This is a genomic window from Streptomyces sp. NPDC048643 (assembly GCF_040650615.1).
Lineage (GTDB): Bacteria > Actinomycetota > Actinomycetes > Streptomycetales > Streptomycetaceae > Streptomyces.
Genome location: NZ_JBEZHO010000005.1, coordinates 130959 through 155142 on the forward strand (window position 1 = coordinate 130959; position 24184 = coordinate 155142).

Here is a 24184-nt window from a genome sequence, read left to right on the forward strand (position 1 = left end):
CGGAGCGCAGACCGTGAGCGGCGGCGACGGTCAGTCGCTGGCCGTCGTGGTCTTCCTGGGGTTCGTCGCCGTGTCCCTGCTGCTGTGCGGGCTCGCGGCGGCCGACCTGGACGACCCCGAGCACTTCTACGCGGGTGGCAGCGCGGCCTTCGGCCCGGTCGGGGGCGGTCTCGCCATCGCCGGTGACTACATATCGGCCGCCACCCTGCTCAGCACCACCGGCTCGGTCGCCCTCGACGGCGCCGACGGCATGCTCTTCGCCGGCGCCACCGTCGTATCGCTCTATCTGGTCCTGCGCATCCTGGGCGAACCCCTGCGCCGCGGCGGGGTGTTCACGCTCGGCGACTTCCTCGCCGACCGGCTCGGCGATCCCACGGTGCGGCGCGCTCTGGGGGTGGCGACCCTCGTCGTCCTCACCCCGCTGCTCCTGGTGCAGCTCGGCACCGCCGGGCACATCATGGCGGCCATGTTCGGCCTCCCCGACGGAGCGCTCACCGGCTGCACGGTGGCCGGCGGCGCCCTCATGGTCTGCTACGCGGCGTTCGGCGGGATGCGCGGGACCGGCTACGTACAGATCCTCAAGGTCGGCGTGACCCTGACCGCCGTGGTGCTGGTCGCCGGAATCGTCCTCGCCCGGTTCGGATGGTCACCGCCGGCCCTGTTCGAAGCCGCCCGGAAGCACTCCGGAGCCGGCGCCGCGTACGCTCGCCCCGGGCTCCACTTCGGCCCTTCCCTCGCCGGACGCCTCGACCTGATCAGCTTTCAGGCGACCCTGCTGGTCGGCGCCGCCTGTCTGCCGCACATCACCATGCGCCTGCACCCGCTCCGCGACGCCCGCACGGCGCGGCGGGCCGTCGGCTGGGCCGTGGGTCCCGTCGCGGTGGTCTGCGCCGGAGTCGTCGTCGCCGGCCTGGGGGCCTGCGCCCTGATCGGCCGGGACGCGCTGCGGGCGGCCGACCCGGGAGGCGCGACAGCCCTGCTCATGGTGACGGGAGCGCTCGACCCCGCCGACGGCGTCGCACGGCACAGCATGCTCTTCGCGATCGTCGCCTGCGCCGTGTTCGCGACCACGCTCGCAGCCGTCGCGGGCATCACCCTGGCCGCCGCCTCCAGCCTCGCCCGTGACTTCCGGAACCGGCCGGCGCACGGCGCCGGGGCCGGTTCGCAGGCCAGGGAGATCCGGCGCGCGCGGGTGGCCATCGTCCTGGTGGGCGCGGCAGCGGTCGTGCTCTCCGCCGTCCTCGCCGACCGCGGCAGGCTCACACTGATCTCGCTGTCGTTCACCGTCGCGGCCTCGGTGCTGGCTCCGGTCCTGCTGTACGCACTGTTCCTGCCGGGCCACTCGGCCACCGGGGTGCGCTGGACGGTCTACGGAACCCTGCCGTTGATCGTGCTGCTGCTCACGGGGTCGCCGGCGGTCTCGGGCATGCCGACCGCGATCTTCCCCGGCCACGACGTCCACTGGTTCCCGCTCCAGACACCGGGGCTGATCACCATCCCGGCCGGCTTCCTGCTCGGTCTCGTCGGCCGCGACCGCTCCCGAACCGTGCGCCAACAGCCGCGCCGCGAGCGACAGTTCGTCCATCGGGGGTGAACGCGGTCCGGGTCGGACACCTGAGGTGGAGCGGGCCGCCGAAGGGGACGAAGAGGGACACCACACCTCTCGCCACTTTCAACTTATAGCGCACAGGGGGGCTTGCGGCAAGGCCCCCGTGGTGCCGCAGAATCTCCCGGCAAGGCCGGAGACCTGCGGAAACGGGAGACTCACTCAGTGCGTTCGTGTGTGGTGGTGGATGGGTGGCGCGACGGCGCCGCACCCGGGACGGGATGCGCACCGTGGGCACCGCCGTGCGGCGCCGGCGCGACCGGGGTGTCGCCGTGCGCGCGGTCGTACGGACCGGGTGCGGTCGCCCAGGAACGGAGCTGATGTGATGACGTCCTTGACAGCCGGCGCGTTCGCCCTGCCCGAGCACCTCGCCCCCAAGGCCGACCCGGCGCTGATCTCCGCCGACGAGCGGCACTTCGCGGCCGTCGTGGAGAGCCTCGAACAGACCGTCCAGGAGCTGTCCGACCGTCTCGACGCCCTGCGGAGGGAGCCCGGCGGCATCGGCCGGGAGGCGATGGAGAGGGACGCCGAGATCCACCGGCTGACCGGCCGGCTGCGTGCCCTGCGACGCTTCGGCATCGACCTGTGCCTCGGCCACACCGTCGGCGCGGACGACGCCGAACCCCTGTACATCGGACGCCTCGGCCTCACCGACAGCACAGGTCGCCGACTGCTGACCGACTGGCGCTCACCGGCGGCGGAGCCGTTCTTCGCGGCCACCCACGCCAACCCGATGGGGCTGACGAGTCGTCGCCGGTACCGCTGGACGCACGGCCGGATCAGCGACTACTGGGACGAGGTGTTCGCCGCCGACGGGCTGGACCGGCACGCGGCGCTCGACGACCAGTCCGCCTTCATCGCGGGCCTCGGCGCCAACCGCTCGGACCGGATGCGGGACGTGCTCGCCACCATCCAGGCGGACCAGGACGCCGTCATCCGCGCCGGATCACGCGGCGCGCTCGTCGTCGACGGCGGACCGGGCACGGGAAAGACCGTCGTCGCGCTGCACCGGTCCGCCTACCTCCTCTACGCGGACCCGCGGCTCGGCCGGCACCGCCGCGGCGGTGTCCTGTTCGTCGGCCCGCACCAGCCCTACCTGGCCTACGTCGCCGACGTCCTCCCGAGCCTCGGCGAGGAGGGCGTGCAGATCTGCACCCTGCGCGACCTGGTCCCCGAAGGCGCCTTTGCGACGGCCGAGGCCGACCCGGACGTCGCCCTCCTGAAGTCCTCCGCGGACATGGTGAAGGCGATCGAGAAGGCCGCCCGGTTCTACGAGACACCGCCCACCCGGGTCATGACGGTCTCGACGCCCTGGGCCGACGTCCGGCTGAGCGCCGACGACTGGGCCGAGGCGTTCGAAGCACCGGGACCGGGCGTTCCGCACAACGAGGCGCGGGACCTGATCTGGGAGGAACTGCTCACGATCCTGCTGGACAAGCACGACGACGACATCGCGCCCGACCTGTTCCGCAGGTCGCTGCGTCACGACGAGGAACTGGTCGGGGTCCTGCACCGTGCCTGGCCGGTCATCGAGCCCGCCGACCTCGTCGGAGACCTCTGGTCCGTGCCCGCCTACCTGCGGATGTGCGCCCCCTGGCTCGGGCCCGCGGACGTACGGAAGCTCCAGCGCGCGGAGGCCCACGCCTGGACGGCGTCCGACCTGCCGCTCCTGGACGCGGCGCGTCAACGCCTCGGGGACCCCGAGGCGTCCGCCCGCCGGCAGCGCCACGAAGCCTCCGTCGCCGCCGAACGCGCCCGCCGGGCGGATGTCATCGACAGCCTGCTCCAGAACGTCGTGATCGACGAGAGCGAGGGCGCGATGGGGATGCTGCGCGGACGGGACCTGCAGGAGTCCCTCGTCGACGAGGCGGCGTTGCCCGGCACCGACCCGGAACCCCTCGCGGGCCCCTTCGCGCACGTCGTCGTGGACGAGGCCCAGGAGCTGACCGACGCGGAATGGCAGATGCTGCTGCTCCGCTGTCCCTCGCGGAGCTTCACCATCGTCGGGGACCGGGCACAGGCCAGGCACGGATTCACCGAGTCGTGGCGGGAACGCCTCGAACGGATCGGGCTCGACCGGGTCGAGGTGGCCTCCCTGAGCATCAACTACCGCACGCCGGAGGAGGTGATGGGGGAGGCGGAGCCGGTCATCCGCGCGGTGCTCCCGGACGCCAACGTGCCGACCTCCGTACGCCGCAGCGGCATCCCCGTCGGCCACGGATCCGTCGGTGAGCGGGACGCGATCCTCGGCGCGTGGCTCGCCGCGCACGACGAGGGAGTCGCCTGCGTCATCGGCGACGCCACGTTCCGGCCGACGGCCCGCGTCCGCTCGCTCACTCCCGAGTTGTCGAAGGGGCTCGAGTTCGACCTGGTCGTCCTCGTCGACCCGGAGACGTTCGGCGAGGGTGTCGAGGGGGCTGTCGACCGTTACGTCGCGATGACCCGCGCCACCCGGCAACTCGTGGTGCTCACGCGTCCATGACCTGGTCGGTCAGTCCCCGGACTCGACCAGCCGTGCCAGGTTGTCCAGCGCCATACGCGTTCCGGTCTCGTTGTCCGCGGCCGGAACGGCGTCCGGCACCCCTTCGTGGACGATGACGACCTCGGTGCCGCCGTCCACCTCGGTCAGATGCGTGGTGATGACCATCTCGCCGCGCAGTGCGGGATCCGCCGTCTCGAACTCGAGGACCTCCACCACCCGCTCGTCGGGGACGAGTTGTGCGAAGCGGCCGTGATACGTGTCGGTGTGTCCCGCCGACTTGCCGGTGGCGTCCGGTGCGTCGTACGTGAGCGACACCCGGAACGCGCCGCCCTCGCGGGCGTCGAAGGTGTGCACCTCGGTCCGCATGTCGTGGGGCGCCCGCCACCGCGCGACCGCGTCCGCATCCAGAAGGGCCCGGTAGACAGCAGCTCGGGGGGCGTTCACGCGCCCCGTCATTCGCGTCGTGTACACGAGATCCAGGCTACAGAGGAGAGCTCGAGGAGGCGCGGCGCGCGGCGGTGCCGTGCGCGCCGCGTCCGTGGCCGCCGTCCTCCGAGCCGATCGCCGGCCTGGGCAACACCCGCTCTTCCTGGGGACGTTGGACGCCTGGCGAGAAGGCGGCACTGACGGGTCGGCCGCGCGTGCCGCGTCGACGCGACCTCTTGACGGCCGTGGTTCAGACCTTTAACGTCGCGACACGTAGTTCACAGGTGAACTTAAAGTTCACCTACCTGAACGATGCCTTCCCCCACCGTCTGCTCGGCACGACCAGACGAAAGGCCGTGATCGTCATCTTGAAGAGGCAACCACATACCCGAACGTCCGCCGCACGTCGCGGACTTGTCGTGGCGCCGCCGTCGGATGCCGGGCGCTCCCTTTCGGCGGCCGCGGTCACAACGGGCCGGCCCCGTGGGCTGATCCATCGCACCGCCCACTCCTCCCGACGATCGACGAAGGATGTCAACATGACTCGTTCCAGGATTCTCGCGACGGTGACCGTCGCGGGTGTCGTCACCGCGGTGACCGTGCTCGGCACGTCCAGCGCGGGCGCGGCCGACCCGAAGGTCGCGCCCGGCGGCAACTTCGACCTGTCCGTCTGGCAGTTGCAGGAGCCGGTGGGTTCGCCGGGCTCGCCGACGACGATCTCCTCGTCCCGGCTGCAGGGGGCGAACGGCTTCCAGGACTCGTACTTCTACACCGACACCCGCGACGGTGCGATGACGTTCTGGGCGCCGGAGAAGGGTGTCACCACACCGAACTCCAACTACGCGCGTTCCGAGCTGCGGGAGATGAACCGCAGCGGCAGCGCGGCGGACTGGTCGCTCAGCGGCAGCCACCGGCTGAGCGCGACGCTGAGGGTGGTCTCGGTGACGTCCAACGTGTGTGTCGGCCAGATCCACCTCGGCTCGGGCGGCTCGTCCACGAAGCCGCTGGTGGAGCTCTACTACCGCTCCAGCGGCGACATCGTCGTCGGCACCGAGAACTCCCCCTCGGGCGGCCAGACGACCCACACGGTGGGGCACGTGTCGGTCGGCAAGACATGGACGTACACCATCGCCGTGTCCGGCGGGAACACCATCGACCTCACCGTCAACGGCAGCACGACGCACTACCCGATTCCGTCGTCGTTCTTCCCGTACAAGCAGTACTTCAAAGCGGGCTCCTACAACCAGTCGTCCTCCGACAGCACGACGAAGGGCGCGCGGGTCGGCTTCTACGGTCTGACCGTCTCGCACGGCTGACGCGTCACCTCGCACCGCGTACGCGGCCCTGTGACGACCTCGATGTCGTCACAGGGTCCGTCCGTGTCGCCGCTCAGCGGACGCCGGCCCGCCGCCCCCGCGCGGTGACGGTGCGGAGGTCGCCCGTGAACGGGTCGCCGTGCTCGGGCAGCATGACCGTCGCCTCCAGCTCGTCGATGCGGTCCAGGGTGGCGAGCGCGGCGCGGCTGTCGTGTGTGAAGCCGCGGCAGACCAGGGTGGGTCCGGTGTGGCCGGTCAGCCCGTCGTGGGGCTGCGGCAGTCCGGGGCGGCCGGCTCACTGGGGTCGGCGCAGGCCCGCGATCAGGAGGGCGACGAGTCGTCGCGCGTCGTAGCGCGGGTCGTTGCCCGCGCCGATGCAGAGGTTCCCGACGCCGCGCATCAGCTCGTAGGCCTTCAGGTCCGGCCGGATCTCGCCGGAGTCGGCGGCCGCGTCGAGGAGTTGGGTGCACACGGGCAGGAGCCGGTCGAGGAAGTAGGTGTGCAGCCCGTCGAAGGCCGTGTTGTCGGGCTGGAGGACCGCCGCGAGGCCGTGCTTGGTGACGAGGAAGTCGACGAAGAGGTCGATCCACTCGGCGAGCGCCGCGTGCGGGGACGGGCCGGCGGCCAGAAGGGCCGGCCCGGCCTCGGCGCACGCTTCGACCTGGTGCCGGTAGACGGCGATGATGAGGTCGGCCCGCGTGGGGAAGTGCCGGTAGATCGTCGCCGTCCCGACACCGGCCCGCGCGGCGACATCACGTACGGGCGCCTCCACGCCGGACTCCGCGAAGATCGCCGCTGCCGCGTCGAGCAGGGACTCCTGGTTCCGCCGGGCGTCGGCGCGCTTGGCCCGGGGAGCCCGCCCCGCGGTCTCGTCGCTGTCGTTCATCCGCGCCGTTCCCTTCACTGCCGATGAGCGGAACGGGACATCGTTCCGGATCGAGGTTGCTAAGCGGGACGCTGTTCCGTATCGTCAAACGGGACGGGGTTCCGTTTGCCTATGATGGCAGACCGGGGGCCCGTCGACCAAGCCACGCAGTGGCACACGCTTCACGGCGATCGAGGAGTCAGGTCATGCAGTACCGCACCTTGGGTCGTACCGGTGTGCAGGTCAGCTCGCTCGCGCTCGGCGCGATGAACTTCGGCCGCATCGGTCGCACCACGCAGGACGAGGCCACCGCCCTCGTCGACGCCGCCCTGGAGGGCGGGGTCAACCTCGTCGACACGGCCGACATGTACGGCGACGGCGAGTCGGAGGAGATGGTCGGCAAGGCCATCGCCGGCCGCCGGGACGACATCGTGCTCGCCACGAAGGCCGGTCTGCCCATGGGGGACGAGCCCAACCACCGGGGCAGCTCCCGCCGTTGGCTGGTCAAAGAGCTGGACAACAGCCTGCGCCGACTCGGTGTCGACCACGTCGACCTCTACCAGATCCACCGATGGGACCCGGAGACAGCCGACGAGGAGACGCTGTCGGCGCTGACCGATCTGCAACGCGCCGGAAAGATCAGGTACTTCGGGTCCTCGACCTTCCCCGCGCACCGCGTCGTTCAGGCCCAGTGGGCCGCCCGTGAACACCGTCTGAGCCGCTACGTCACCGAGCAGCCCAGCTACTCGATCCTGCAACGCGGTGTCGAGGCCCACGTCCTCCCCGTCGCCGAGGAGTACGGTCTCGGTGTCCTGGTGTGGAGCCCGCTGGCCTCGGGCTGGCTGTCGGGCGCGGTCCGCGCGGGCCGGGACATCACCACCAGCCGCTCGGCGGTCATGCCGCAGCGCTTCGACCTCTCCGTTCCCTCCAACCGGGCGCGCCTCGACGCCGTGGAACGGCTCGCGGCGGTGGCCGACGAGGCGGGACTGACCCTGATCCAGCTCGCGCTGGGCTTCGTCACCGCGCATCCCGCCGTGACGAGCGCGCTCGTCGGCCCCCGCACGACGGACCACCTGCACGCGCAACTCGCCGCAGCGGACACCGTGCTGTCCGCGGACGTACTCGACGCGATCGACGCGATCGTGGCGCCGGGGACCGACCTCGCGGCGCACGAGAAGTTCGACACCCCGCCCGCGCTGCTCGACCCGGCGTTGCGCCGGCGCTGACGACCCCGGGGGAATGGCCTGGCGACCCTGCCCCGGGTCAGGTCCGGTGCGGGGCCGCCAGGAATCGATGGGCGGAACGGGGCTCTGTCAGCCGGTGTAGGCCTCCAGTTCGGACAGTTGTCCCGCCGGCCAGCCGGTGTTGCCGGTGAAGGTCACCCGGAGATAGCGGGTCGCGGTGCCGGTCAGGCTGATGGTCACGGTGTTGCCGCTCGACGGGTTGAACGTGTACCCCGCCGACGACTTCAGCGTGCCGAACGTGGAGTTGTCGGTACTGCCGAGCACGCTCAGCGTCTGGGTGCGGGTGGCCCAGGCGGTCGCCGGGGGCAGTTTGAGCACGACGCGCTTGACTGCCTTGGCGGCGCCGAGGTCGACGGTGACGGACTGCGGGAAGGCGTTGTTGGCGCTCTCCCAGTAGGTGTCCGCGTTGCCGTCCACGGCCTTGGAGGCGGGGTAGACGTCGGTGTGACTCGTCTCGGTGACCGGCCGGTTCTTGGCGAGGTTGACGGTCGGGTCCGTGGGCGGGTCGGTCGGCGGGTCCGTCGGAGGATCGGTGGGCGGGTCGGTCGGCGGCGTGGTGCCTCCGCCGGGTACGCCGCCGTTGGTCCACTGCGGGGCCGGCCAGTTGCCGGTGCAGGCCGGCGGGTCCGCGTACCAGCCGCTGTTGCCGGCGCCGCGCGTGATCACGAAGCCGGAGCCGACGCAGTTGTGGATCGGGTTGGACTGGGCGATGTGCGTGGCCGTGACGTTGGTGAAGGAGGCCGTGCCCGTCGCCTGGATCTGCAGGGCGTAGGTGCCCGCCCCGTCGATCCGCACGTTCTCGAAGTGCAGCCCCTTCGTCGCCCCCTCGATGTTCATGATGGCGGCGTACGAGCTGTCGAGGATCTCGCTGTCCGTGATGTTGATCGTCGCGTCCAGGGCTTCGTTGAGCCCGCTGAACCAGACCGCGCCGACGCCGAACTGCCAGTTGTAGTCGTTGTTGCCGGTCCGGATCAGGGTGTTGCGGGCGGCCGTGGTGGTGCCCGAGACAGCTGTTCCCTGACCGGAGTTGACGCCGGGGTAGCGGTTCGCGATGTGCAGGCCGCCGCCGTTGGTGATGGTGTCCGCCATCACGTTGTCGGAGATGGTGATGTCCTTGCCGCCGTACGTGACGATGTTGTTGGCGAGGATCGGCAGGATCACCGTGTTGAAGGTGAACTTGTTCTTGACGTTCGGGACGCTCTCCGCCCACATCGCCAGGCCGTCGTCACCCGTGTTCCGCACGAACGTGTTGGTGACCGTGGAGTTGGTGACCCCCATGTGGAAGTTCACGCCGTCCGCGGTCTGGTCCAGGATGCGGCTGTTCTTGATGGTGAAGTTGTCCATCGGGCCGTCCATCCAGGCCCCGCACTTGGTGTGCTGCATCCACACGTTGTCGACCGTGGAGTTGGACAGCGCGCCACCGATGGCGTTCACCTGGTCGTCGTCGACGCGCTCGCGGATGTCCCCGAGGATGGCGAAGTCCTTGAGCGTGACGTTCTTGCTGCCGCCCTGGTTGGCGTACTTGCCGTAGACGCCCACGGCCTTCGACCGGTTCACCGGGTCACGGCCGGTCAGGACGCTGTACCAGGGACCGGCGCCGGCCAGCGTCACCTGGTCGACGACGATGTGGTCGCGCACCTGGAAGGTGCCCTGGGGGATGTAGACGGTCTTGCCCTGCGCCTTGCCCGCGTCGACGGCCGCCTGGATCTTGGCGGTCGAGTCGGCCGCCCCGGTCGGGTCGGCCCCGAAGTCGCTGACGACGTCCAGCGCTCCCGACGGCTTGCCGATGGGCGCGCCCACCTGCTCGAAGTCGGCGAGGTCGATGGTGAACGTCGGTGAGGCGCTGGTGGACGACACCTGCAGGCGCACCTTGGTCCCGGCCGGCAGCGTCGAGCCGAGCAGGGTGCGGGTCTCGTCGTAGAAGTGATGGGGGTTGGTGTCGCCCGGGTTGTTGTTGAACGGATAACCGCCGTAGTACCAGCTGTACTTGGAGGTCACCGGGATGCTCTTGAGCTGCGTTCCGTTGACCTTCAGGTCGAGGCTCGCGTCGCGGCCGGTGCCCGCGGAGTTGTCGGGCAGCGAGTACCGGAACGACATCGCGTTGGCCGGGGCGGTCAGGGTGAACTCGACGTACTCACCCGTCGCGTCCAGAGTCACCGCCTGCCGGCCGGACGCCTCGGAGGGGAGGTGGCCGTAGAGCCGGTCCGGTCCGATGAGGGTGCCGTTGGTGGCGGCGTATTCGGCCTCCTGTTCCTTGAACGGGACGGTTGCGCCGCGGCCGGATATGCCGACCGGGGAAGGAGCCGGCACCCCGGCCGCGACGGCGTCGGGTGCGAGTGCCACGGCCACGACCGTGCCGGCCGCGGCGAGTGCCAGCGACACGGTGGCCGCCAGTCCTCGGCGCAGGGGTCTGCCATTGGGGGATGAATTCACAGGCGTGCGTCCTCAGGGCTCGTGGGGTGAGCGGACGCAAGAAGGCTAGAAGCGACGGCAAAGGAAGTCTATGAACGTGCGCAAGATTGATACAGAGAGCCGCAAATAATCGACGGACGGGGAGTGGGCCCCCGTGAGGCCGACGATTCGGAGAGCGCCGACCGACACAACGGCCGACACTGCGCCGCGAGCCGAGGAACCCCGTCGACGGCTCCCCACCCGTCGACCGCGCGTCGCGTCCGCGGGCGAACGGGCAATCCGCGGGCTTGTCGGCTCCGGACGAGAGCCGAAAAACCGCATGCCCCGGCCGAGCCCCCGTTGCTAGCATCGCCGCCATGATCACGCCTTCGCCTCAGCACCGGATGACGCCCCGCACACGGGGCTGCTGAGCACGGACGCGTACCGCATTCCGAGGCCCCGGGACGGGGCCCCGACGTGCGCTGCGGATCGGCCCCACCCCCGGTAGGAGGACCGATGACCGCATCACGCCACTACGTCACGACGACCATCCCCTACGTCAACTCCCGCCCCCACCTGGGCTTCGCCCTGGAACTCGTCCAGGCGGACACACTGGCGCGCCACTGGCGCCGAAGAGGGAGCGAGGTCCGCCTGCTCAGCGGCACCGACGACAACTCCCTCAAGAACGTCCTCGCCGCCGACGCCGAGGGCCTCGACGTGAAGGTGCTGGTCGACCGCAACGCCGACGCGTTCGCCGCTCTGAGCGGTCCGCTCGACCTCTCGCTGGACGACTTCATCCGCACCAGCAGCGACCCCCGCCACCGGGTCGGGGTGGAACGGCTGTGGCGCCGCTGCGCCGCCGCGGGCGACCTGTACCGCGCGGAGTACGAGGGCTTGTACTGCGTCGGCTGCGAGCAGTTCTACACCCCCGGTGAACTGGTCGAAGGCCGCTGCGCCGAGCACGGCACCGAGCCCCAGCGCGTCGCCGAGGAGAACTGGTTCTTCCGCCTCTCGCGCTACGCCGACCGACTCCACGAGCTGATCACGCACGGAGTGCTGCGCGTCGAACCCGCCGTCCGGCGCAACGAGGTCCTCGCCCTGATCGAGAGCGGCCTGCACGACTTCTCCGTCTCCCGCTCGCAGGCCCGCGCCCGCGGCTGGGGCATCCCCGTGCCCGACGACCCCGGCCAGGTGGTCTACGTCTGGTGGGACGCGCTCGGCAACTACGTCACGAGCCTCGGCTACGGCACCGGCGAAGCCGCGTACGAGCGGTGGTGGGCGGGGGGCGGACGCCGCGTGCACCTGGCGGGCAAGGGTGTCGTGCGCTTCCACGCCGTCTACTGGCCGGCGATCCTGCTGTCGGCCGGACTGCCGCTGCCCACGGACGTCCTGGTCCACGACTACCTGACGGTCGGCGGCCGCAAGATCAGCAAATCCGGACCGGACACCGTCGACCCGGTCGCGCTCACCGACGCGTACGGCACCGACGCCGTCCGCTGGTGGCTGCTGCGGGACGTGCCCCGCGTCGGGGACGCCGACTTCACCCAGGAACGGCTGACCGCCCGTGCCGACGCGGACTTCGCCGGCGGGCTGGGCAACCTCGTCCACCGTGTCGTGACCATGGTCCACCGGTACCGTGCCGGGACGGTCCCCCCGTCCAGCGGGGCCGCGCCGGCGGTGGAGCCGCTGGCAGACGTGTGCCGAAGTGCCCCCGGCCGGATCGACGCCGCCCTGGAGGACTACGACTTCCGGCGGGCCGTGAGCGCGGCGTGGGAGATCGTGGAAGTCGCCAACCGCTGCGTCGACACCACGCGCCCGTGGGAACTGGCGCGCGCCGAAGGGCGCGGAGACCGTGCGGCGGGCGGGCGCCTGGACGACGTCCTCGCCGCGCTGGTGGCCGCGTGCCGCCTGCTCGGCGACGAACTCGCGCCGTTCGTCCCCGGCGCCGCAACACGGATCTCCGAACAGGTCGGGCCCACCGGGAACGGGACGCTACCGCCCGCGTCGCCGCTCTTCGCGCCGCTCCGCGACGCCGGGTAGGCCCACGCGAACCGCGCGGTGCCGGAGGCCGATCCCGCCTTCGGCGCCGGGACTTGCTCTGCCGACGTGCTGGGTGCGTGCCGCGACGGGAGCGCCGCGGACCGCGGGTCAGCGGCTCTTGCGCACCCGGGCCGCCGCGCGGGCCTCCGCCGCCTTGCGGGCGTCGGCGGCCTTCCGTGTCTCCTTCGCGGGGCGTCCCGGCCGGGTACCCATGCCGCGGAACGGCGCGTTGCCGGTGGCTGTCTTCGGCGGGGTCGGCGGGCGCTTGGCGCCGGTGATCTCGGACAGCGCCGACTCTCCCGACCGGACCTGCGTGACCGTCGGCCGGATCCCGGCCTCGGACATCATCCGGTTCACGTCGCGGCGCTGGTTCTGCGTGACCAGCGTGACCACCCGCCCGGACTCGCCGGCGCGTGCGGTGCGCCCGCCCCGGTGCAGGTAGTCCTTGGCGTCGGCCGGCGGGTCCACATTGACCACGAGGTCCAGGTCGTCGATGTGGATGCCCCGTGCCGCGACGTTGGTGGCGACCAGGACGGTGACCTCACCGTCCTTGAACTGGCCGAGCGTGTGCGTGCGTTGCGGCTGCGACTTCCCGCTGTGCAGGGCGGAGGCCCGGATGCCGCTCGCCCGCAGGTGACGGGTGAACTGGTCCACGCCGGCCTTGGTGTCGAGGAACATCAGGACCCGGCCGTCCCGTGCGGCGATCTCGGTCGCCGTCGCGTACTTGTCGGCGCCGTGGATGTTCAGCACGTGGTGTTCCATCGTGGTGACCGAGGCCGCCATCCTGTCGACGGACGCGAGCACGGGGTCGTGCAGGTGCTCGCGGACGAGCTGGTCGACGTTGCGGTCGAGGGTGGCCGAGAACAGCAGGCGCTGCCCGTCGGGGCGCACCTGCTCCAGGATCTTCGACACCTGCGGCAGGAACCCCAGGTCGCACATCTGGTCGGCCTCGTCCAGCACCGCGATCCGCACCTGGTTCAGGTAACAGTCCCGGCGTGAGATCAGGTCCGCGAGGCGGCCCGGTGTCGCGACGAGCACCTCGACGCCGGTGCGCAGCGCCGCTGTCTGCCGGTTGATGGAGAGCCCGCCGACCACGGTCGTCAGCCGCAGGTCCAGCGCCTGCGCGTACGGTGCGAGGGCGTCGTCCACCTGCTGGGCGAGTTCCCGCGTCGGTACCAGCACCAGCGCCAGCGGCTGCTTGGGCTCCGCTCGCCGTCCCGCCGTCCGGGCGAGCAGGGCCAGCCCGAACGCCAGCGTCTTGCCGGAACCGGTGCGCGCCCGGCCGAGTACGTCCCGACCGGCGAGCGCGTTCGGCAGCGTCACCGCCTGGACCGGGAAGGGCTCCGTCACCCCGAGGCCGGCCAGCGTCGTCAGCAGCTCCGGCGGCAGCCCGAGCTCGTCGAAGGACGTGACCGGAGGCAGACCGGGGGACACCGTCTGCGGCATCGCGACCTCGCCCTGCGGCGCTGTCACCGGCCGCCGCTCGCCGGTGCGGTGCCGTCCAGAAGCCGGAGGCTTCGCGTTCATGGGGAACCTTCCTCAGTCCGACGCCCGAAACACTCCGGGGCCCGTACCCCTGGGTACGGGCCCCGGCGACGTCGAAGCGTGAGCCCATTTTACCAGCGGCCGACCCGGCGCTTCGCGGGCCGGTCACGCGCGGGACATCCGCCGGTCCGTCCGGGCGGTGCCCCCGGGCCGACCCCGGTTCGCGGACGTGGCGGTCGTCCGAACACCCACGCCGTACCTGTCCGCCGAACGGCGGCCCAGCGGACGCCGAGGGCCGCCGACCCGTGGTGCAATCCGGGCAAGGACGCCATACCCACCCGCCCTTTCTCGACGAGGCGGCCGGATGTGACCTTCTCCATTGCGGGCGGTGGGCCGAGGCGGCGAGTGTCTGCCGGAACGAGTCCCCGAAGAACTGTTATCCGGGGCTCCGGGGGCGGTCTCCCATGTGACGGCAGCATCGTTCCGAGTCGAGGACAGGGAAGTTTTCATGAGGAGACAGCACGGGGTGGACCCGGCGGCATTGGTGACTGCCGCCCGAGCGGGCGACTCGGAGGCTCAGGACGCCCTGGTCGGGGCCTATCTCCCCTTGGTCTACAACGTCGTCGGACGCGCGCTGAACGGCTCGGTCGACGTGGACGACGTCGTGCAGAACACCATGCTCCGCGCCCTGGACGGCCTCGACGGGCTGCGCACCCCGGAGAACTTCCGCTCCTGGCTCGTGGCGATCGCCATGAACCAGGTGCGCGCCCACTGGCAGGACCGGCAGCACGCCCCGGGCGGTGTCGAGGAGGCCGAACACCTCGCGGACCCGGGCGCCGACTTCGTGGACCTGACCATGTGGCAGCTCCAACTGTCCGGCCAGCGCCGGGAGACCGCGCTCGCCACGCGCTGGCTGGAACCCGACGACCGTGCGGCGCTCTCCCTGTGGTGGCTGGAGTGCGCCGGGGAACTGACCCGCGCCGAGGTCGCCGAGGCACTGGAGGTCTCCCCGCAGCACGCGGCGGTCCAGGTGCAGCGCATGAAGGCACAGCTGGAGACGGCGCGGGTGGTCGTACGGGCCCTCGACGCGCAGCCGCCCTGTTCGGAGCTGCACGGGCTGCTCGGCTCCTGGAACGGCCGGCCCTCGGCGCTGTGGCGCAAGCGAATAGCCCGGCACGCCCGCGGCTGCGTCCGCTGCTCAGGACTGTGGAACGGGCTGATGCCCGCCGAGGGACTGCTGGCCGGCCTGGCCCTGATCGCGGCGTCCCCCGGGCTGCTCGCGGCGCTGCGGCCCGGCCCGGACGGGATGGTCGCCGCCGGATCGGCGTCGCGGCTGCGGGACGCCGGAGGCCGCGGCGGCTCGCATGCCGCCGGCGCCGGGCACCGAGCCCCTCGCGGTGGCGCATCGGCGTCGCGCCTGGAGGCGCGCCGTCGCCGTCGCGTGCGGCGCCGGGCCGTCGGCGGCGCCGTCGTCGCCGCGTGCGTGGCGGGCGGGGGGCTCTGGTACTTCGCGATCGACTCCGGGACGCCGCACGAGGGAGCGACCGCTGCGCGTACCGCGGGCGACCCCGTCATGGACCTCTCGGCGCCGGGCGCCGACGGGATCTCGGCCTCGCCCGCAGCGTCGACTTCCCCGTCCGCGTCCCCGTCGCCCTCCGCGTCGAAGTCTGCCAAGCCGAAGGCGTCCAAGACCGCCCGTCACGCGGAGCCGAGTACGCCCACCTCCTCGTCCACGGCGCCGCCGACCCGGCCGCCCTCCGCCACTCCCCGGGCCCAGGCGGCCCCGTCGGGCACCGTGGCCCAGGTGGTCGCGCTGGTGAACAAGGAACGCGCCGCCGCCGGCTGCGGCCCGCTCACCGAGAACGCGGACCTGGAGGAAGCGGCGCTGGACCACTCCGAGGACATGGCGGCCCGCGACTTCTTCGACCACAGCAACCCCGACGGCGCGGACCCCGGCGAGCGCATCACCGCCGCGGGCTACCGCTGGTCCACGTACGGCGAGAACATCGCCCGGGGCCAGCAGACCCCGGAATCGGTGATGGACTCCTGGATGAACAGCCCCGGCCACCGCGCGAACATCCTGAACTGCTCGTTCAAGAACATCGGCGTCGGCGTGCACAAGGGCGCGGGAGGCCCGTGGTGGACGCAGGACTTCGGCGCCAGGATGTGACGCTCCCGAGAGCCTTCAGAGGACGCGCCAGCCGGGTTCCAGGCGGTCCAGGAGGGTGCGGAAGGCCGCGTCGGCACGGTCCTGGCCGCCGTCGGCCAGCGGAGCGATGAGCAGGCCGAGGCACGCGTCGACCAGGAGGTCGGCCTCCGCCCGGGCACGCGCCTCCGCCATGCCGAGGTCCCGGAAGGCGGAGGAGAGCAGGGTGGTCCACTCGGTGAGCACGTTCCGCATCACCGGTCCGTACCGGTCGGAGCGGAGCAGGCTCGCGGCCATGATCTCCAGGTACAGCGGGAGCGCGGCGTGCAGGTCGGGCGTGCGCAACCGTTGCCAGACGTCCTCCATGAAACGGCGGATCCTGGCCGGGTCCCGGGGAGAGCCGGCGCCCGCCAGCAGCTCCTGGGAGTGCCGGAGGGGTCTCCGTTCGTCCAGCGCGAGGGCCTCGGCGACCATGCGTTCCTTCGTCCCGAAGTAGTACAGGAGCATGCGGTCACTGGTGCCCAGGGCCCGGGCGAGGGGGCGTAGGGAGAGATCGGCCAGACCGTTGCGGACCAGGTAATCCCGGACCCGATCCAGAAGGTCTCGCCGTTTTGCCTGGTCAGGAGGGCGCGGCATCGGGATTCCCGGAGATCTGGAGAGCGGAGCTGACAGTTTCCGTATGTCTGGTTAAATACTGTTGATACGAATATTTACCGTAGCGGGCGCTACATGTATATCCGTAGCCGTGGCGCAGGCCACGCACAGGCGTCCCCCACTTCATCCCGGCTCCGCCGGCGGTGAACCTCCGCAGCCTGGGTGGCGGCGGCAGCAAGCAGTTCAGAAGGGACTGGTTCTCATGGCCCCCTGGGCCATCGGCCCCGCGACGACCTCCCGTCGCGGACGCTTCGGACGGTTCTCCCGTCTTCGATCCCAGGAGGCGATCGGCGAGGGCGGAGCGATACCCGCCCAGGAGCCGGAACGGACCGTGAACGCACGACCGGCGTCGTGGATCACCCGGAACCAGGCCCTCTGGTCCCGCACCTTGCAACCGCTGCGCCCGCTCGACGCCCCACGCGGCTGCGCCACCGCCTGGGACGCCTCCTGGCCCCTGCCGCGCGAGCTGACCTCTGCCGGTCGCGCCCGCCGTCTGGTGACCGCCCAGCTGACCGACTGGGAGCTGGAGGACCTCACCGACACCGCCGAACTCCTGGTCAGTGAACTCGTCACCAACGCACTGCGCCACACGCGCGGCCCGCTGCGGCTGAACCTGTGCGGAGGTGGCCCGCACCTGCGGTGCGAGGTGGAGGACACCGACCCCACCGGCCCGGTGCGCCGCGTCGTCGACGCCGACGCGGAAGGGGGCCGGGGCACGGAACTGCTGGACCTCCTCGCCGAGTCCTGGGGGAGCACACGCACCGCCACCGGCAAGACCATGTGGTTCCAGATACCGATGCAGGCCCCCTGACAGCTCGGACACATCCCGTGCCGGAGAGGGACGCCACCGGTGCCGTAGCCTCGGAAGTGATGATCACTTCTTGAGCGGAGGCCCGGTGAACGAGGCGGAACCCACGGGATGTTGCGCGCCTTCGGTCGGCCCGCGCGGCACCGGCCTCTCCCTGTCGGCCCCTGCCGGCGACAGGCGACGCGGCGACACCGCGCACTCCGGAGGCCGACCCACGACACCACACGACCGGGACACGAGCCTGCTGCTCCCGGGCGGCACCTTCCTCATGGGGACGAGCGACGCGGACGGGTTCTCCGAGGACGGCGAAGGCCCGGTACGGAAGGTGACCGTCTCGCCGTTCCGCATCGACGCCCACGCGGTGACCAACGCCCGCTTCGCCCGGTTCGTCGAGGCCACCGGTCACCTCACCGAAGCCGAACGGTTCGGCTGGTCCTACGTGTTCGCCGGATTCCTGCCCGCCCCGCTGCGCCGCGGCGCCGCCCGCCCTCCGCAGACGCCGTGGTGGTGCGGCGTCCAGGACGCCGTGTGGCACGCGCCCGAGGGGCCGGGCAGCTCGGTGACGGACCGCGCGGACCACCCCGTCGTCCACGTCTCGTGGAACGACGCGGCGGCGTACTGCCGTTGGGCCGGGGCGCGGCTGCCCACCGAGGCGGAGTGGGAGTACGCGGCGCGCGGTGGGCTCGAACAGCGCCGCTACCCCTGGGGCGACGACCTGACCCCCGGAGGCGAGCACCGGTGCAACATCTGGCAGGGCACCTTCCCCACCAGGAACACGGCCGAGGACGGCCACCGGGGCACGGCGCCCGTGGACGCGTTCGAACCCAACGGGTACGGGCTGTACAACACGTCCGGCAACGTCTGGGAGTGGTGCGCCGACCGTTGGGGCACCCGGCACTCCGAGCGACCGCGCACCAACCCGAAGGGGCCGTCCCAGGGCTCCTCCCGCGTCATGCGCGGCGGCTCCTACCTGTGCCACCACTCGTACTGCAACCGCTACCGCGTCGCGGCCCGCACCGCCAACACCCCCGACAGCAGTACGGGAAACCTCGGTTTCCGCTGTGCCCGGGACGCGTGACGGGCGGCCGGACCCCGCCGCCGGCCCGCCGGTTGTCACCGGAACATTGCAGCCTCATGAAGCCTCACCGGACCGCGGCGCAGCCGCCGTACCCGGGATGACCTGGGCATTCCCTCCTTCTCCTTGGCCCGGAGTCATGGTCCTGATTTTTTCCGGGCTGTTGACGTAAAGGTGCGGCGCTTCCATCCTGTGCCTCATGCCACACGACCACGACGGCCCGCTGGCACGGCTGCGCCGGGGCCACGAGGAGCTCGTCCTGCGCCTGCTGCGCACGCACGGCCCGCTCAGCAGGGGCCAGTTGGGGCGGCTGAGCGGACTGTCCCGCACGACCCTCTACGACATCGTCACCGCCCTCGTGGACGGCGGCGCCGTCGTGGCCACACCGCCCGCCGCGGCCGAGCGACGGCGCGGGCGCCCCGTCGACGCGCTGAGCCTGCACCCGGGAGCCGGGCAGGCGATCGGCATCGACTTCGCCCGGCGCGCGGTGCACGTCGCCGCCGTCAACGTCGCCCACGAGGTCATCGGTTCGGCGAGCGCTCCGCACGCGGCGGATCTCGGCCGGGAGGAGCGCGTCGCCCTCGCGGAACGGCTGGTCGGCGAACTGGCCGGAGGCCGGCTCCGACTCGGAGCGCTGAGCGGCATCGGCGTCGGCGTCGTGGGACCGGTGAACGAGCGAAGGACCGGCACCGGGCGGACGGTTCAGGACGCCGGACCACCGCGGCCGGGCGTCCCGTCGCAGGCCCGGCTCAGGACGGCTCAGGCGGCCCGGCAGCCCGCCGGGACGGACCACGGACCTCAACTGGATTTCCAGGACGGCTCGTTCGCGGCACCGCAAGCGCCCGACGAGAGCCACGCCGACCTGGCGGTGCTGCTGCGCAAACGCTTCGGTGTCCCGGTCCTCCTCGACAACAACACCCGGCTCGCCGCGCTGGCCGAGGCCACCTGGGGCGCCGCCGCCGGCGTCCAGGACGTCCTGTACGTACGGCTGTCCCACGGTGTGGGCGGCGGCCTCGTCGTCGGCGGTGCCCTGCACCGGGGCGCGCACGGCCTTTCCGGGGAGCTCGGGCACATCACCGCCGACCCCGACGGACGGCCCTGCTCCTGCGGCAAGCGAGGCTGCCTGGAGACGGTCGCCTCGATCGGTGCCGTGGTCGACGCCCACCCCTCGGCCGCCGACCTGCCCGCCTTCCTCGCGACCCTCCCCGACGACCCCGCCGCGCGCCGGGTGCTGGACGACGTGGGAAGCCGCGTGGGCACCGTCCTCGCGGCCGTCTGCAACGCCCTCGGCCCGGAGGTCACGGTCCTCGGCGGGGAACTGGCCGCCGCCGGCCCCGCTCTCCTCGGGCCCGTCGAACGGACCCTGGCCGCCCACCTCATGCCGGTCTCCCGGCCGCTCCTCGACCTGCGGGCCGCAGCGCTCGGAGAGGCGGCGGGCGCGCTCGGTGCCATCGCGCTCGTGCTGCACGAGTCGCCCCTGCTGACCCGCTACCCCGCATCGGAATCCGTGGAGTGAACGTGACCGCCCCAGCCCCGCCGAGCCCGACATGGCCGTGATCACCGCCCCCGACAAGACGCCCCCGGCCTCCGCACCGCGCCGGGAGCGCCGAACCGTAGGGCCGCTGCTGCTGAACCTCGCCGCGCTCACGGTCGGCGTCGCCGTGTGGGCCCTGGCCACCACGGCCCACCTGGTCGACGTCCCCGGGCCGCTGTCGGTGGCGTCCCGTGCCGCCGAGATGCTGCGCGACGGCACCCTCGCGGACGACGCGCTGGCGAGTCTGCGCCGGGTGTTCCTCGGCTTCGCGCTCGGCACCCTGCTCGCCGTACCGGTGGGCTTCCTGATGGGCTGGTACCCGCTCGCCCGCGCCCTGTTGGAGCCGTACGTGCAGTTCTTCCGGACCGTGCCGCCGCTGGCGATCATCCCGCTGGCGATCGTGCTCATGGGCATCGGCGAGACCCCGAAGGTGTTCGTCATCTTCCTGGCCGCCTTCCTCTCCAGCGTGGTCGCCGCGTTCCAGGGGGTGGTCGGTGTGGACGCCACCCTGATCAACGCCGCCCGGGTGCTGGGTGCTCCGGACCGCGTGATCTTCCTCAAAGTGGTGGTGCCTGCGGCGTCGCCGTTCCTGCTCGTCGGCATGCGGATCGGGCTCGGCGCGTCCTGGGCGACGGTGGTCGCCGCCGAACTCATCGCCGCGGACAAGGGCCTGGGCTACGAGATGATGCACGCGCAGACCTACTACGACCTGCCGACGATCTTCGTCGGACTGATCACCATCGGGCTGATCGGACTGGTGATGGACCGTCTGCTGCTCTGGGCGGAACGTCACCTGACGGTCTGGCAGGAGCGACGATGACCCACGAAGGCGTCCTCACCGGGACCACCAAGATCTCCTTCCGCGAGGCCGGGAAGAACTTCCGCCTCAAGTCCGGGGAGTTCACCGCTCTCGACCGGGTGTCGCTGGACGTCGCCGACCGCGAGTTCGTCACCGTCGTCGGCCCCTCCGGATGCGGCAAGTCCACCCTGCTCAACATGGCGGCGGGCCTGACCGAGCCGAGCGTCGGGCAGGTCCTGGTGGACGGGGCGCAGGTACGGGGCCCCGGACCGGAACGCGGCGTCATCTTCCAGCAGTACGCCCTGTTCCCCTGGCTCACCGTGCGCGGCAACGTCGAGTTCGGCCTCAAGCTCACCTCGCTGTCCGCCGCCGAACGCCGCCGCAAGGCCGACCACGCGATCGAGCTGGTCGGACTCACCGACTTCGCCGACGCGTTGCCCAAGACGCTGTCCGGCGGCATGAAACAGCGCTGCGCGATCGCCCGGGCGTACGCGGTCGACCCCGAAGTACTGCTGATGGACGAGCCGTTCGGAGCGCTGGATGCCCTGACCCGTGTGCAGCTCCAGGACCAGTTGCTGCACACCTGGACCCGCGAGCGCCGGACGGTCCTGTTCGTCACACACGACGTCGACGAGGCCGTCCACCTCGCCGGACGCGTCGTCGTGATGGCGGCGCGGCCGGGCCGGATCCACCGGATCGTCGACGTGGACCTGCCCTATCCGCGCACCGAGGAGCTGCGGCTCTCGCCCGAGTTCGCCCGGCTGCGCAACGAGGTCTGGCACGCCGTGTACCACCAGACCCCGTCCGGCCCCCCGGCCTGACGCGCCGACACCACACCCCCCCGAGCCCGGCACAGCACACCCGCCTCGAAAGGTCCTATCTGTCATGAGCATGTCCCGACGTACCTTCATGGCGTCACTTTCCGCGACAGCCCTCACGCTCTCCGTGACGGGCTGCTCCTCCGACGACGGCGACGGGGACGCGGCGAAGATCCGGTTCGGCTACATAGCCGACTACAACGGCGCCGGCCTCCTCGCCATCGCCGACGAGCGGGGCCTGTGGCGGAAGCACGGCCTGTCCGCCTCGTACAAGACGTTCGTCAATGGTCCGATCCAGATCCAGGCACTCGGCAGCGGTGACCTCGACTACGGCTACATCGGCCCCGGCGCGATCTGGCTGCCCGCCTCGGGCAAGGCCCGGATCATCGCGATCGACACCCTCACCTACGCGGACCGGGTCATCGCCAAGCCGGGGATCACCTCCATGGCCGGACTGAAGGGGAAGAAGGTCGGCGTGCCCGAGGGCACCTCCGGCGAGATGATCCTCAACCTCGCACTGCGCAAGGCCGGGATGACCATGGACGACATCAAGAAGGTCGCCATGGACGCACCCACCATCGTCTCGGCCTTCTCCTCCGGTCAGATCGACGGTGCCGGCATCAACTACCCGCTGATCGACACCATCAAGCAGAAGGTGCCCGACCTCGTCGAGGTCGCGAGCACCGAGGACATCGGGGGATCCTTCCCCACCGCCTTCGTCACCGGTGCGAAGGCCGACGCGGCCACCGACGCCAAGGTCGTCAAGGTGCTCCAGGAGGCCAACGACTGGCGGGCCGCCCACCCCGACGAGACCGTCGCCCTCACCGCGAAGCTCCTCAAGGTCCCGCAGGACAAGGTCAAGGCGGACGCGAGCCACGTCAAGACCCTCACCACCGCCGAACTGGCCGCCAAGACCAAGGACGGCACGGTCGGCACCTGGCTCGACGGCATGACGGACTTCTTCGTCAGCACCGGCCAGCTGAAGAAGGCCCCCGCCACCGACTCCTTCTACGCGGGCGCCGCCTACACCAAGGCCGCCTCGTGAACCTGCTGTTCCTGATGACCGACCAGCACCGGGTGGACACGCTCGGCTGCTACGGCAACCCGCACGTCGCCACCCCCCACCTGGACCGGCTCGCCGCCACCGGAACCCGCTTCGACCGCTTCTACACCCCGACCGCCATCTGCACCCCGGCCCGCGCCAGCCTGCTCACCGGCCAGGCACCGTTCCGGCACCGGCTCCTCGCCAACCAGGAGCGGAACGTGGGCTATCTGGAGGACCTCCGCGAGGACGCCTACACCTTCCCCGGCGCACTCGCCGAGCGGGACTACCAGTTGGGCCTGGTCGGCAAATGGCACGTCGGCACCCGTCGCAACGCCGCCTCCTACGGCTTCGAGGGGCCCGACCTGCCCGGCTGGCACAACCCCGTCGACCACCCCGACTACCTGGCCTACCTGGAGGAACGGGGGCTGCCGCCGTACCGCATCACCGATCCGGTGCGGGGAACGACACCCAACGGCAACCCCGGCAACCTGCTCGCGGCCCGCCTCCGCCAACCGCCCGAGGCGACCTTCGAGCACTACCTCGCCACCCGGGCCATCGAGCAACTGGACACGTTCGCCGCCGACGGCCGCCCCTTCTACCTGGCCACCCACTTCTTCGGCCCGCACCTGCCCTACCTGCTCCCCGACACCTACTACGACATGTACGACCCCGAACTCGTCGAACTGCCCGCCTCGATCGCCGAGACCTTCGAGGGCAAACCACCCGTGCAGCGCAACTACAGCGCCCACTGGACCTTCGACACCATGCCGCTGGAGGTGACCCGCAAACTCATCGCCGTCTACTGGGGATACGTCACCCTCGTCGACGAACAGATCGGCCGCATCCTCACCCGGCTCGACGAACTCGGCCTCGGTGACGACACCTCCGTCTTCTTCACCGCCGACCACGGCGAGTTCACCGGCGCCCACCGCCTGCACGACAAGGGCCCCGCGATGTACGAGGACATCTACCGGATCCCCGGCATCATCCGCGTCCCCGGCCGGCAGCCGCAGGTGCGGGACGAGTTCGTCAGTCTCACCGACTGCACGGCCACCATCCTCGACCTGGCCGGATGCGACACCACGCCCGCCACCGACAGCCGCAGTCTGCTTCCACTCGTGCGCGGCGAACACCCGTTCTGGCCCGCGGAGTTGCTGGCCGAGTTCCACGGCCACCACTTCCCCTACCCGCAGCGCATGCTCCGCGACGACCGGTACAAGCTCGTCGTCAACCCCGAGTCGGTCAACGAGCTGTACGACCTCGAAGCCGACCCGCACGAACTCGCCAACCGCTACCCGGACCCCGAACTCGCCCCAGTGACACGGCGCCTGACGCGTCGGCTCTACGACCTGCTGCGCGAGCGCGGCGACAACTTCTACCACTGGATGACGCCCATGTTCGACATCGGTGCCTCCGACCACGACCCGACCCTGAGCGCCTTCGAGTAGAG

The 24184-nt window shown here is 71.4% G+C and carries 18 protein-coding genes; 13 read left to right on the forward strand and 5 right to left on the reverse strand.

Annotation, left to right across the window (positions count from 1 at the left end):
• Positions 1–13: 13 nt before the first annotated feature.
• Together AB0C62_RS07210 and helR are read left to right on the forward strand one after the other, a co-directional pair.
• Positions 14–1594, forward strand: a complete 1581-nt coding sequence (locus tag AB0C62_RS07210) for a cation acetate symporter (protein WP_362970382.1) — start codon at positions 14–16, stop codon at positions 1592–1594.
• Between the two features lie 337 nt (positions 1595–1931).
• Positions 1932–4088: an RNA polymerase recycling motor ATPase HelR gene (helR, locus tag AB0C62_RS07215; protein ID WP_362970384.1), complete on the forward strand. Its 2157-nt coding sequence runs from the start codon at positions 1932–1934 to the stop codon at positions 4086–4088.
• A gap of 9 nt (positions 4089–4097) precedes the next feature.
• On the opposite strand, the gene AB0C62_RS07220 is transcribed toward helR, so the two are convergent.
• Complete coding sequence (locus tag AB0C62_RS07220) at positions 4098–4559, reverse strand: SRPBCC family protein (protein WP_362970386.1); 462 nt, start codon at positions 4557–4559, stop codon at positions 4098–4100.
• Positions 4560–5053: 494 nt separating this feature from the next.
• Between AB0C62_RS07220 and AB0C62_RS07225 the strand changes: the two genes are divergently transcribed.
• Positions 5054–5830 carry a polysaccharide lyase family 7 protein gene (locus AB0C62_RS07225; RefSeq protein WP_362970388.1) on the forward strand — a complete coding sequence of 259 codons (777 nt, stop codon included), beginning with the start codon at positions 5054–5056 and terminating at the stop codon, positions 5828–5830.
• Positions 5831–6125: 295 nt separating this feature from the next.
• Here AB0C62_RS07225 and AB0C62_RS07230 read toward each other — a convergent pair whose 3' ends face one another.
• Positions 6126–6716 carry a helix-turn-helix domain-containing protein gene (locus AB0C62_RS07230; protein ID WP_362970390.1) on the reverse strand — a complete coding sequence of 197 codons (591 nt, stop codon included), beginning with the start codon at positions 6714–6716 and terminating at the stop codon, positions 6126–6128.
• A gap of 185 nt (positions 6717–6901) precedes the next feature.
• Here AB0C62_RS07230 and AB0C62_RS07235 point away from each other — a divergent pair, with 185 nt between their 5' ends.
• Entirely contained in the window at positions 6902–7921 is a 1020-nt protein-coding gene (locus AB0C62_RS07235) for an aldo/keto reductase (protein WP_362970392.1), read from the forward strand.
• A gap of 87 nt (positions 7922–8008) precedes the next feature.
• Here AB0C62_RS07235 and AB0C62_RS07240 read toward each other — a convergent pair whose 3' ends face one another.
• The gene (locus AB0C62_RS07240; protein ID WP_362970394.1) at positions 8009–10372 is read right to left on the reverse strand and encodes a discoidin domain-containing protein; all 2364 of its coding nucleotides are present in this window, start codon (positions 10370–10372) and stop codon (positions 8009–8011) included.
• Positions 10373–10846: 474 nt separating this feature from the next.
• On the opposite strand from AB0C62_RS07240, the gene AB0C62_RS07245 reads away from it, so the two are divergent.
• Entirely contained in the window at positions 10847–12370 is a 1524-nt protein-coding gene (locus AB0C62_RS07245; protein WP_362970396.1) for a methionine--tRNA ligase, read from the forward strand.
• A 108-nt stretch (positions 12371–12478) separates the two neighbouring features.
• Here the strand turns inward: AB0C62_RS07245 and AB0C62_RS07250 are convergent, their stop codons facing one another.
• Positions 12479–13897 carry a DEAD/DEAH box helicase gene (locus AB0C62_RS07250; protein ID WP_362970398.1) on the reverse strand — a complete coding sequence of 473 codons (1419 nt, stop codon included), beginning with the start codon at positions 13895–13897 and terminating at the stop codon, positions 12479–12481.
• A 466-nt stretch (positions 13898–14363) separates the two neighbouring features.
• Between AB0C62_RS07250 and AB0C62_RS07255 the strand changes: the two genes are divergently transcribed.
• The gene (locus AB0C62_RS07255) at positions 14364–16025 is read left to right on the forward strand and encodes a sigma-70 family RNA polymerase sigma factor (protein WP_362970400.1); all 1662 of its coding nucleotides are present in this window, start codon (positions 14364–14366) and stop codon (positions 16023–16025) included.
• A gap of 15 nt (positions 16026–16040) precedes the next feature.
• Here the strand turns inward: AB0C62_RS07255 and AB0C62_RS07260 are convergent, their stop codons facing one another.
• Positions 16041–16637: a TetR/AcrR family transcriptional regulator gene (locus tag AB0C62_RS07260; RefSeq protein WP_362970402.1), complete on the reverse strand. Its 597-nt coding sequence runs from the start codon at positions 16635–16637 to the stop codon at positions 16041–16043.
• 220 nt (positions 16638–16857) lie between these two features.
• On the opposite strand from AB0C62_RS07260, the gene AB0C62_RS07265 reads away from it, so the two are divergent.
• The 7 genes from AB0C62_RS07265 (at position 16858) to AB0C62_RS07295 (ending at position 24182) form a co-directional block, all read left to right on the forward strand.
• Positions 16858–17466: an ATP-binding protein gene (locus AB0C62_RS07265; RefSeq protein WP_362970404.1), complete on the forward strand. Its 609-nt coding sequence runs from the start codon at positions 16858–16860 to the stop codon at positions 17464–17466.
• Between the two features lie 238 nt (positions 17467–17704).
• Positions 17705–18541: a formylglycine-generating enzyme family protein gene (locus tag AB0C62_RS07270; protein WP_362970670.1), complete on the forward strand. Its 837-nt coding sequence runs from the start codon at positions 17705–17707 to the stop codon at positions 18539–18541.
• A gap of 196 nt (positions 18542–18737) precedes the next feature.
• The gene (locus AB0C62_RS07275) at positions 18738–20054 is read left to right on the forward strand and encodes an ROK family protein (protein WP_362970406.1); all 1317 of its coding nucleotides are present in this window, start codon (positions 18738–18740) and stop codon (positions 20052–20054) included.
• Positions 20055–20085: 31 nt separating this feature from the next.
• The gene (locus AB0C62_RS07280; protein ID WP_362970408.1) at positions 20086–20892 is read left to right on the forward strand and encodes an ABC transporter permease; all 807 of its coding nucleotides are present in this window, start codon (positions 20086–20088) and stop codon (positions 20890–20892) included.
• The gene (locus AB0C62_RS07285) at positions 20889–21692 is read left to right on the forward strand and encodes an ABC transporter ATP-binding protein (RefSeq protein WP_362970410.1); all 804 of its coding nucleotides are present in this window, start codon (positions 20889–20891) and stop codon (positions 21690–21692) included. The genes AB0C62_RS07280 and AB0C62_RS07285 overlap by 4 nt, the downstream gene beginning before the upstream one ends.
• Before the next feature lie 64 nt (positions 21693–21756).
• Positions 21757–22734 carry an aliphatic sulfonate ABC transporter substrate-binding protein gene (locus AB0C62_RS07290; protein ID WP_362970412.1) on the forward strand — a complete coding sequence of 326 codons (978 nt, stop codon included), beginning with the start codon at positions 21757–21759 and terminating at the stop codon, positions 22732–22734.
• Positions 22731–24182 carry a sulfatase-like hydrolase/transferase gene (locus AB0C62_RS07295; protein WP_362970414.1) on the forward strand — a complete coding sequence of 484 codons (1452 nt, stop codon included), beginning with the start codon at positions 22731–22733 and terminating at the stop codon, positions 24180–24182. The genes AB0C62_RS07290 and AB0C62_RS07295 overlap by 4 nt, the downstream gene beginning before the upstream one ends.
• The last annotated feature ends 2 nt before the right edge of the window (positions 24183–24184 follow it).